Raw genomic sequence first — 10,311 nt, 5'->3', positions numbered from 1 at the left:
TTACAAACACCATGGTTTTGACCCCATTCGCTTAGGCGGTGCTGTCATTGCTAATATAACCAAAGGTTATGGTTCTCAGGGAGCCAGTACCATCACACAGCAGCTTGTAAAAATCGCAGTATTAGAAAACCCGGAAAAGAAGCTGCGCCGTAAAGTTCAAGAACTTATCATCGCACTTCAAATTGAAAATAAGTATTCTAAGGACGAAATATTAGCTCTATACCTTAACAATATTTATTATGGCCACGGAGCCCACAGCTTGCAAACAGCTGCCCAAACTTATTTTGGTAAGGATGCAAAAGATCTTACTTTGGATGAAGCCGCTATGCTGGCTGGTGTTGTTAATCTACCCGGAAGATATTCACCTTACCTAAATCCTGAAAAGGCAAAACAACGGCGTGCTTTGGTCTTAAATGAAATGGTAAAAATGAATTATATCACCCAAGCCCAGGCGGACCAGGCCAAAGAAAAGCCTTTTAAGCTTGCCGGCCTGAAAAACACCGGCTTCAAATACCAGTCTTTTGTTGATTATGTTATCGACGAAGCTGCCGAAAAATTGAAATTGGAAGGCTCAGATATCGGTAAACTGTACACTGCCGGTTATAAGTTCTATACCACCCTGGATACGAAAACCCAGGATGCTGCCGAGGCTGTCTTTGCTGATGACAAAAACTTCCCTGCAGGAAAAAAAGACAAAATCGTGCAATCAGCCATGGTAGTATTAGATCCTCACACAGGGGAAATCCGCACCTTGATTGGTGGACGTAACCAGCAGGGACAGCGTCAATTTAACAGGGCGGTGGATGCTACCCGCCAGCCGGGTTCGGCCTTTAAACCCATTGCCGTGTATGCACCTGCCTTGGAAAAAGGTTACGGGCCTGCTACAGTTATTGATGACGTGCCCGAAGAATATCCAACTCCTCAAGGCCCCAAAACATTCGTAAACTATGATAAGCAATACCGGGGCTTAATCAGCATGCGTACTGCTATCCAGTGGTCCGTGAATACGACCGCTGTGAAAATGCTGCAAAAAATTGGTGTAAGTGAAGGTTTCCGCTTTGCCAAGAGTTTAGGCATCAGCACCCTGGTGGAAAGCGGCCCCGCCAACGACATGGGATTGTCCTTAGCCCTGGGAGGTTTAACCAAAGGCGTATCTCCTCTGGAGCTTACCGCCGCCTATGGTGCCTTTGCCAATCAGGGTGTTTATGTAAAACCTCACGCCATTCGTAAAATTGAAGACAGTAACGGTCATGTTATCTATGAACACAAACCGCAAAAACAAGTGGTCATGACTCCCCAGACGGCGTATCTAATAACTGATATGCTGCAAACTGTAGTACAAGCCGGAACAGGTACTAAAGCCCAGATGGACAGGCCGGTTGCCGGGAAAACCGGTACAACCTCTTTTGACGTTGATGCCTGGTTTGTAGGTTATACACCTAATTTAGTAGGAACGGTATGGATGGGTTATGATGTAAAAGAAAAGATGGAAGGTATCTACGGTGGAAGTGCAGGTGCTCCCATCTGGAAAAAGGTAATGACGGTAGCTCACAAGGATATGCCGGTAACTCCCTTCCCTAAACCAGACAATATCACAGAGGTTCAGGTAGATTATAAATCCGGCTTACTTCCTTCCAATCTGACACCACCTGAATTTATCGTTACAGAAGTCTTCAACAGCGCTTATGTTCCCACGGAAGTATCCAATGCCTGGATTCAGCTTCCTGTTTGTCCTGAATCAGGGCAGCTCTTGACTGATTTCTGCCCGACTCCGGCAGTCACAGGGGTTTTCCTCAAACGTCCTATTCCCTGGACAGGAAATGTGGCACCGCAAGACGCCAAGCTAGAGCCACCTAAGGATTACTGCACACTCCATGGTCCCGGGGCCCCCGGCACACCTATTACCGGTTTAAGGCTGCAAGGGACTCCTATCACTGATACAAACGATCACTTTAAAGGTGTTAAACTTAGCTGGTATTTTTCCCAGAATGACGCCTCCACCGTTTTCCAGATTTACCGGTCTACCAACCCTGGCGTTCCCCTCTCTACCTCTAATAAAGTGGGGGAAGTAAGCGGCGGCGGAACCACCTGGCAGGATAATCACGTTAATGGTGACTCTAATTATTACTACCGTGTTGTGGCCTTAAATACCCGCACAGGTGAACAAAAAGTATCGAACGAGATAGTAATTCAGCGTCCTCAATCTACTACCACCTTAAAAGCTCCCCGGCTCACCGGAGAGGCTTATATCAACGGTAGTACCGTAACGGTAAAACTCCGCTGGGAAAAGGCGGCCGAAAATCGTCCTGTTGTGTATTATATTTTCCGTTCGGAAACACCTAATTTTGAACCAAACAGTACTAACCAGATCGCCGTAAATGAAAGCATAACTGACACCAAATGGACAGATACCGGCTTACCCCGGGGTAAAACCTATTACTACAGAGTAATTGCCTTCGATATGGAAACCAATCAACAAAGCCCCTTATCCAATCAACTCAAAGTTCCCACAAATTAGTAAGAGAGGCCAATTTCCACGGCCTCTCTTATTTTTTAAACTCTATCACCGTAACCCCATGTCCCCCTTCGTGGTAACCACCGGTACGGGCAGATTTGACAAACTTGTGCTTTTTCACCAGATCACTGACGGCACTGCGTAAAGCCCCGGTACCTTTTCCGTGGATAATATAGGCCTGGGGCAGACCCGCCAAATAGGCATCATCCAAATATTTTTCAGTTTCGATGATGGCTTCGTCCACCGTCAATCCCCGCAGGTCGAGTTCATTTTTTATCTCCATGGCTTTAGCAGCAGCAATTGTCCCGGCTCCTGTTTTGTGGCGAACTTGTTCTTTTTGTTCTTCATCAATTTTTCTCAGTTCCCTCAATTTTAGATTCAATTTCATAATGCCTGCCTGCACCAGAACTTCATGATTATGGTCGGGTTTGGCTAACACTACAGCCTTTTGATTCAGTCTTTTAATAATTACAGTGTCACCGGGTTCCAAATCCCCGGCAGGCAGCTCTTCTTCCCCCGCCTCTTTATAAAGCTTATCCTGTACGGCCTCCTCCTCTTCCCGCAATCTATCACGCAAAGCCAGAATCTCCTGTTGTGAACCGTTTTGGGCTTTTTTCTGGATCTCCCGAACCTCTTTGAGAATTGCTTCGCTTTCCTTGCGGGCCCTGGTAATAATCTCTAAAGCCTCTTCCTGGGCCTTTTGGGTAATACGGCGCACCTTTTCCACAAATTCCTGTTCCCGTTTTTCCAGGGTCTCCAGCTTGGTTCTGGCAAGATTCTTTAATTTTTCCGCTTCCTGGCGGTCTTTTTCCGATAAAAGCTGGTTTGTTTCCAGGTTTTCGATAAGATCGGCTACCCGGACTTCTTCATGGGAAAGAAAACTGCGTGCTTTTTCTACCAGTTCCGGTTTAAGGCCCAGTCTCTTTGATATCTCAAAGGCATTACTCTTACCAGGAACACCAATTAACAAGCGGTAGGTAGGCTGGAGTGTTTCCACGTTAAACTCCACGCTGGCATTTTCTACCCGCTCATGATTGTAGGCAAAAGATTTGAGTTCACTGTAATGGGTAGTGGCAATAGTCTTGGCTCCGACGTGAATAAGGTAATCCAGAATAGCCATAGCCAAAGCCGCCCCCTCAGTGGGGTCAGTACCAGCACCCAATTCATCCAGTAAAACAAGGGTATTGGCGTCCACCTTATCTAAGATCTGGATGATATTGGTCATATGGGAGGAAAAAGTACTTAAGGATTGCTCGATACTCTGTTCATCCCCGATATCGGCAAAAACCTGATCAAAAACAGCCAGTTCAGTGCCTGCTTGGGCCGGGACGTGAAGACCCGCCTGGGCCATTAAGATAAACAGGCCTACCGTTTTTAAAGTTACCGTTTTCCCTCCCGTATTAGGACCGGTGATCACTAAGGTATCAAAGTCTTTCCCCAGGTGAATCGTGGTGGGAACCACTTTACCCTGAACGAGGGGATGTCTGCCCTGCACGATATTTACATAACCCTTGTTATTCATCCTGGGCTGACCACCGTCAAGGTCGGCGCTAAGTTTGGCTTTAGCGAAAATAAAATCAATAAGAGCCAGAGTTTCCAGGGTCACTGTCATTTCCTCATGCTGCAGTTCAACCAGTTTGGTCAAATGCCGCAGTATTCTGATGACTTCCGCTCTTTCCATGGCTTCGTAACGCTGGATTTCATTGTTTATTTCCACTATGGCCATGGGTTCGATAAATAAGGTAGCGCCGCTGGCCGACTGGTCATGGATGAGTCCGGGCACCTGCTGTCGGTATTCCTGTTTAACCGGGATGACATAACGGTCATTGCGAATGGTAATAATGGGATCCTGCAGGTATTTTTGCATCTCGGCAGAGCGGACAAGCCCGTCAAGTTTTTCTCTTACCCTTCCCTGTAAAGAACGCAGCTGTCTTCTCACCCTGGCCAGTTCCTCGGAGGCATTATCATTGACCTCACCTTCAGGTGTGATAACTTTTTTAATCTGTTCCTCGATTTTAGGAAAGGTGGTAAGGTTTTGTCCATAAGCAGCTATATGTGCATATTTTTTTCCGTCACCAGTAAAAAAACTTTTGATTCGTTTGGCCGCCTGGATGGTATCGCCAATGGCTAAAAATTCTTCCGGTTCCAGGACCCCGCCCATAGCGGCCTTACGCAGACTGCCGCGGATATCCCTTATTCCTCCCAGTGTAAAATTAGGATAGTACCGTAATACTTCTTTGGCCTCCGTAGTCTCCGTCAGCCAACGCTCTACTTCAGCAATATCACACGAAGGTTTTAAATCTCCCGCTAATTCTTTACCGGGTATGGATGCACAATGGTTGACCAGTCTATCAATAATCTTGTGAAACTCTAATTTCGTTAATACTTTTTGCTCCACCTGTTATCCCGCCTTCCTGTCTCCCGCCATTATAACATAAGATAGCGGGGCCAAAAAGTATTGGGAGATTATTCAAGAACTCCCCTGTATAAGTGGCCCTTGTTAAAGCCCCCGGGGGATAATCCCTGTAACTCGGCCATGTTTCTTTCCGCAGGCCGGTAGCGTGGTCCCGCTTCCCAGCATCTTTCAATTTCCTCGCGGTAGATCTTCACCACTTTTTTCACCCAGTAGTCCTCTTCCCTTCTTCCCTCTATGCGCAGGATATTTATACCCAAATCCATCAGGGGAGGCAGGTGTTCCAAAAGATTATGGACCTTAGGGTTGTAAATGAGCATACGGCAAAACTCATCGCTTTCGATGGGAAAAACCATGTTCATCCGGTCTTTTAAACCATAGGCCTCTTTTTTACAGGGATAAGGGCACCCCCGTTCCTGGTGTCCTTTCCCCAAGATATTACCAACCAGACAATGTTCCGTGAGCATAAGGGGCAAGGAGCCATGCACCATCAATTCCAGGTTGATTAAGCCTAAGAAATGAAGCTTTTCTATCTGCTTGAGGCTTAATTCGGGAGAAAGGGTAACCTGCTCCACTCCCGCCTCAATGAGGTTTCTCATCGTATAATCATTAAAGATGTTTAGGGTATAATCTCCCCGGATGCTGGTGATTTCTAATTCCCGGGCCAGCTGCAGCGTACCTAAGTTACCGACGAGAAAAGCATCGGCTCCTGCTTCCTGACCCTTTGCAAAATATCTTTTTATGGTATCTAAATCTTTCTCATGATAAATGCGCGGCAGCAGGATAACAGCCTCGGCCCCCTGTTCCCGGCATTCCCGGACGGCATCTCTGAAGGAATCAAATCCAATACCCTTTTTTCTCCTTAAAACTTCTCCGCCTAGATAAATGATATCAGCTCCGGCTTTTAAGGCAGCCTTTAAGGAAGGCATATCCCCTACCAGCACAGATAATTTGGGTTTTACTCTGACCGGGCGTGGTAGAGGCAAATTCTCCCGAAAGGCTCTAACCCGCTCCTGATAGACTTCTCTCGCAATTTCCGGTTTTATGAAACCCGCCAGGCGGCGTTCTTCCAGGTTTGCCACAGCTTCCCGCCTTAAATTGTTTAATTCACTTAAGGGTACCATGACCCCCTCATCCAGTTCCATTTCCAGAGTTCTTAAAGTAAAAACCGTATTACCCAGCCTGGCTAACTGCTTAAACACATCCTCACGACTTGTAGCGTGTTTCTGCGCCTTTTCCACCACATAATTTCCCTGGACTTCCGTACTGTGACCGTCATAATCCTGGGCTTTAAGTACCACATTGCGGCCCATTTTAACTTCAATAAAAAGATCAAGGGGAATTTTCCTAACGCCCGCTGACGATACAAAACTCTCCTGGGCCTTCTGGAGGAGAGCAAAATCCGCGGTCTTAAAGATACGGTCCCCTGTACGCGGTACTCCACCCTGGATAGGAAAAGTAACCTCCCCTTTTTCCGCCCGTGTAACGGGCATGTTATTTTGCTTCAAGGTTCTTATTTCACCGGCTATCCGCCCACCCCTGGTAATCCAGATTTCGTAGCCGTCCCCTACCCTCAGCGGTTCATCCAAAGAAACTGTTACTTCCTGGGTTTTTGGATTATAACCCATAACCCTGCCTAATCTTAGTCCACGGTTATTGGGCCGCTGGTAGCTCATTAAATGGGGACCGGGTTTTTCCAGGTAATAGCCGGTAGTAAAATCTCTGTTAAAGATCTGGGTTAATTCCTTGAGGGACGATATGCCTACTTTAAAACTTTCAGGTTCCCGGTAAAAATTCTCCAGGGCTTCCCGGTAATTTCTTATCACCGTAGCCACATACTCCGGTCTTTTCATCCTGCCCTCTACTTTTAAAGATACTACTCCAGATTTTAGCAAAAGGGGCAGGTGTTCAATCATATTGAGGTCCTTGGGTGAGAGAAGGTGTTCCCCTGCTGTTTTGATCTCTTCTCCTTTTCCATTCACGAGGGTATATTTCAAACGGCAGGGTTGGGCGCATTTGCCCCTGTTCCCGCTTCTCCCCCCTACCATACTGCTCATTAAACACTGTCCGGAATAGCTTACGCATAGGGCACCATGAACAAAGACTTCCAGGGGTAAACTGGTAGATTTGCCGATAAGCTCAATATTTTCCAGGGAGACTTCCCGGGCCAAAACAGCCCTGAGGATACCCAATTCCTCTAAATATCTAACCCCAGCCCCATTATGCACAGTCATTTGTGTACTGGCATGGAGTTCCAACTCGGGCAGTACAGCTCTGATCAGCGAAGCCACTCCCAGGTCCTGTACGATAACGGCATCGACATGAATGGTATATAGGTCGTAAAGATAATCTATGAGTTCGGGAAATTCACTGTTATCAACCAGGGTATTTACGGCTATATATACTTTAACACCACGTAAATGGGCATATTTTACCGCTTCCCGCAGTTCCTCCAGATCAAAATTTTGTGCGCTCTGGCGGGCGCTGAACATTTTCCCGCCCAGGTAGACAGCGTCCGCGCCATTCTCCACTGCGGCCCGTAAAGCTTCGGGCCCACCAACAGGAGCCAGCAGCTCAATTCTTTCTTTTTGCACCATAAAAATACCTCCCGGATACTAAGGTACAAAAACGCGGGCAACTTCCCGCGTTTAAATTGTTGACATTATCATTATATTATAAAGGTATTTGCCGGCAGGCCTAAAGCCATAGTTAACTTCCTATCTTTTTACCCTGATTAAGCCGGAGCAAGGCAGGATGCTGACACCTTGTTCTGCAAGAGAGTCAAGTAACAGGTTCATCCCCAGGGAATCGCTGGCCATATGCCCGGCGATGATTACGTTAATATGATTTTTTTCTGCTTCTTTACGGTGTTTCTCCCCGATATGCATCCCCACGATGGTGCCCACACCTGCACCGGCCAATTTGGCATAGGCATCCTCAGAACCCCCGGTACCACCCGTCATATCTACAAAGATTTTCCCTGCCCTTTTCTTTTCACTGCCTACAACGATCTTGGGGCCGGCACCGATTTTTGCAGCTTCTTTATACTCAGGTATTTCCCGCAAAATCTTAATGATTTCACCTAAAGTACAGGGATTTTTTTCCTCAAAAAGCTTCGTTAGGAAAGTATTCACCATATTATCCGCCGGGGTATGCACACACATGAAGGGAATTCCCAAAAGCCTGGCCGCATCAACGCTGCGGTTATGATTTAAGGGCATAAGGCCTCTTTCCACTTCACTGATGCGAGAACCCATCAAGCCTTCAGCTATATTAACGGGTACACCAAGGTGAGCCAAGATATCTTCCTGCATGGTCATTACTTTATGCAGGGCTACCAAGGCTTTACCCTCGGGATGATGGGCAATGATTAAATCTACGCTTTCCCCTCTCTCCCGGAGGCGATCAGCCAGTAAAATTTCACTAATTTCCACATCAATACCAACCAGGACTTTTTTTACTTCCAGTTCCGGGTTCCCGTACAAAATACGGGTATCGCTGTAGGGGTTAGTAAGCCTCTCCTGGTCAAAGAACTCCTTGTCCGTTTCTTTTGTTTCTTTGTAAGTTTCCTCCGCCTGCTTCAGCTCTCTCTCAATCTCATCCTTAGAGCGGGGATCATTTTCGATCCCCCGTTTTACAAAGAACTGATAAATCTCCCTGATTTTCAAGAAAAGTCCCTCCTTAAAGTTCATTGCCTTTTTTCCAGCAGTTTTAGCAGATCAGTACTTGTTCTAGTATTGACAATATCCTCAGGACTGAGCCAGCCACGGCGGGCAGTTTTAACGCCCAAGTTTATGTCCCTTAACCTGTCTTTATTATGGGCATCCGTGTTTATACAAATCCTTACGCCCCTGGCTTTAGCCATTTCCAGATAAGGGGGACTCAGGTCTAAACGGTCGGGGCTGCTGTTCAGTTCCAGATAAGTACCGGTTACTGCAGCCAGATCGATGATTGCTTCCACATCCAGTTCATAGGGCTGGCGCATCCCGATGAGCCGGCCGGTAGGATGGGCCAATATATCCACGTGGGGGTTTTTGAGAGCGAGGCTCACCCTTTCCGTCATAGTATAACGGTCTAGCCGGAAGTGGCTGTGTACAGAAGCAATGACCAAATCCATACCGGCCAGTATTTCATCAGGATAGTCCAGTCTGCCATCCTTTAGGATATCCACTTCCACACCGTGCAGTAAAGTAAAATTGTTTAACCTGCCCCGTATTTTTTCTATTTCAGCACGTTGCGCCATTAATCTTTCCTGGGAGAGGCCTCCCGCAATCTTAAGGGACTGGGAATGATCCGTGATAACCAGGTATTCGTAACCCATTTGCTGGGCCATACTTACCAGTTCTGCAATATCACTGCCCCCATCACTCCAGGTGGAGTGGCAGTGCAAATCCCCCTTGATATCCTGGTCACTTACTAGCCTTATCCCTTCTTCTTTCACCCGGGATATTTCTTCTCCCGTTTCCCTGACCTCTGGGTCGATAAAGGGGAGCCCTGCAGACTGGTATACTTCCCTTTCCTGTTTAAACTCTTTCTTCTCTGGGGGAAGTAGTTTCTCGAGCCTTTGAAAATGGACCTCAGACCCGGTAAAGTAGACTAACCAGTAACCCCATTCCTCCTCGGGCACGGTATATAAGTTTACATCGACCCCGAAATGGGTTTCAAAGAAAACCTTTCCTTTATCCTGTTCTTTGATTTCTTTAAAAAGATTTAAAGAAGGGAGTCTTTGGACCAGCCTTTCTGAATCAGTAGTAAGGTTCAGGATAATGTCTATACTTCTAACCTGTTCCACACCCCTGCGCAATTCACCGGCCAGAGCAATTTTGTTGACTTCAGGCCATTCCTGCAATATGGTAATAAGTTCATGGGCCAAAGGCCAGGCCAGGGCTATGGGCATCACTTCCAGACCTTTTTCCAGTATTTCAATACCTTTTAGCAAGGCTTTTTCCGTCTTTGCGCCTAAACCGGGTAATTTCCTGATTTGCCTGTTCCTTGCCCCCTCTACAACTTGCGCAATGTCGGTATATCCCTCTTTGATAAGAATCCTTAAGACTTTTGTCCCGATATCGGGCAAACGTAAGAGCGGTAAGATCTGGGGAGGAACCTTCTTTTTTAATCTATCCAGCTGTTCAGATTCGCCCTTCTCCTGAATTTCCCGGATGGTGCCGGCTATTTTTTCCCCGATACCGGGGATATCTCCCAAATCCTCTGGCAACTTCCGGTGGGGCCAGTGGAGCAGGGTCCGGGCTGCCCGTTTATAAGCCAAGGCCTTGTAAGGACTGTCTTCCGTTAGTTCTAAATAGACACCTATTTCTCTCAGAACATCCGCAATCTGATCTTTCGTCACCAGGTTTCGCTCCATCCATCACGTACTAATGACATT

General features: G+C 46.9%; 5 protein-coding genes (1 of these 5 running past the window's edge). 1 reads left to right on the top strand and 4 read right to left on the bottom strand.

Annotation, left to right across the window (positions count from 1 at the left end; genetic code table 11):
• Positions 1-2,518, top strand: the 3' portion of a protein-coding gene (locus BR63_RS02445) for a PBP1A family penicillin-binding protein (protein WP_051965814.1). It extends 296 nt beyond the left edge of the window; the window shows 2,518 of its 2,814 coding nt (coding positions 297-2,814); its start codon lies beyond the left edge, outside the window; its stop codon occupies positions 2,516-2,518.
• 28 nt (positions 2,519-2,546) lie between these two features.
• Here BR63_RS02445 and BR63_RS02440 read toward each other — a convergent pair whose 3' ends face one another.
• The 4 genes from BR63_RS02440 to polX form a co-directional block, all read right to left on the bottom strand.
• Positions 2,547-4,913, bottom strand: a complete 2,367-nt coding sequence (locus tag BR63_RS02440; RefSeq protein ID WP_034422772.1) for an endonuclease MutS2 — start codon at positions 4,911-4,913, stop codon at positions 2,547-2,549.
• Between the two features lie 68 nt (positions 4,914-4,981).
• Positions 4,982-7,525 (bottom strand): U32 family peptidase, encoded by a 2,544-nt coding sequence (locus tag BR63_RS02435; RefSeq protein ID WP_034422770.1) that lies wholly within the window; start codon positions 7,523-7,525, stop codon positions 4,982-4,984.
• 120 nt (positions 7,526-7,645) lie between these two features.
• Complete coding sequence (locus tag BR63_RS02430) at positions 7,646-8,596, bottom strand: Nif3-like dinuclear metal center hexameric protein (protein WP_034422769.1); 951 nt, start codon at positions 8,594-8,596, stop codon at positions 7,646-7,648.
• Between the two features lie 20 nt (positions 8,597-8,616).
• Positions 8,617-10,275 carry a DNA polymerase/3'-5' exonuclease PolX gene (polX, locus tag BR63_RS02425; RefSeq protein ID WP_034422767.1) on the bottom strand — a complete coding sequence of 553 codons (1,659 nt, stop codon included), beginning with the start codon at positions 10,273-10,275 and terminating at the stop codon, positions 8,617-8,619.
• Positions 10,276-10,311 lie beyond the last annotated feature (36 nt).

This window comes from Thermanaerosceptrum fracticalcis (assembly GCF_000746025.2).
Lineage (GTDB): Bacteria > Bacillota > Peptococcia > DRI-13 > DRI-13 > Thermanaerosceptrum > Thermanaerosceptrum fracticalcis.
The sequence above is the reverse complement of the archived record's forward strand: the minus strand, read 5'-3'. Positions and strand labels throughout refer to the sequence as shown.

Bases quoted from the DNA above. Each gene is read 5' to 3' on its own strand.
- BR63_RS02435 (WP_034422770.1), bottom strand. From the start codon at position 7,525: ATGGTGCAAAAAGAAAGAATTGAGCTGCTGGCTCCTGTTGGTGGGCCC.